The 877-nt window shown below is 64.2% G+C and carries 1 protein-coding gene; it reads right to left on the reverse strand.

Annotated elements, in window-relative coordinates; genetic code table 11:
- Positions 1-392 precede the first annotated feature (392 nt).
- Positions 393-877: ATP-binding cassette domain-containing protein (locus EN964_RS35870; protein WP_127277548.1), on the reverse strand; the 485-nt coding region annotated here is incomplete at its 5' end.

Genomic DNA, 877 nt, shown 5'->3' on the forward strand with positions numbered 1-877 from the left:
GACATTGTCCACTGTGATCGGCTTGTCGGAAGGCTGGAAGCCGGATTCCTGAACTTCCGGCGGCGTGAACATCTGGCAGCTTGCCAACGCCACGGCAAAACCGGCCAGCGCGAGAAAACGCGCCAGCGGTTTCATTCCCAATGTGTTAGCGCCGATCGCCAGAACGGCTTCCTTTCGGGTCCCGGCGCATGACCACGAAAATCGGGGGCGATCTTCGGAACGTGTCATGCGCTATCTCAAACTGCTGCTGCATCCGTTGCCCGTCCCTTAGGGCGGGCGGCGGATACTGCAGGCAAATCACGGCCTGTGCCGGACCGGTAGGGCGACCTAGCCACACTCCCCCGGTCATGGCAAGCAAACGCCACATCGCCTGGAGCCGGTTTGACCGTAAATTATGTCCGCTTCCGGGCAACATCGCGTGATGTGGAATATCCAGCACCCGCGCCGATATAGCGCCGGAACGCCTCCGGACCAGCCCCGGTAAAGAAATCATCAGCCTTGCCGGTTGCGGCCACCAACCCATTGTCGACAAACACCATGTGCTCGCCGATGCGGCGTGCATCCTCGGGCTGGTGGGTGACAAATAGCACCGTCATGGCGCGTTCGGCATGAACGGCAGCAACCAGATTCAGCATCTCGTCGCGCAAAGCGGGTCCGAGCGAAGCGAATGGCTCGTCGAGCAGCAACACCGGTCGGTCGCGCACCAGCACGCGGGCCAGTGCGACGCGCTGGCGTTCGCCCCCGGAGAGCTCGCGCGGCAGGCGTTTCTCCTTGCCCGCGAGACCGGTGCGCGCAAGCGCCTCGGCGACCGCGGCGCGGTCCGCCTCGGTCAGTCCCAGGGAGGGCGAGCGACCGAGCCCGACATTCTGCTCGACGG

This window comes from Mesorhizobium sp. M7A.F.Ca.CA.001.10.2.1, from assembly GCF_003998575.1.
GTDB lineage: Bacteria > Pseudomonadota > Alphaproteobacteria > Rhizobiales > Rhizobiaceae > Mesorhizobium.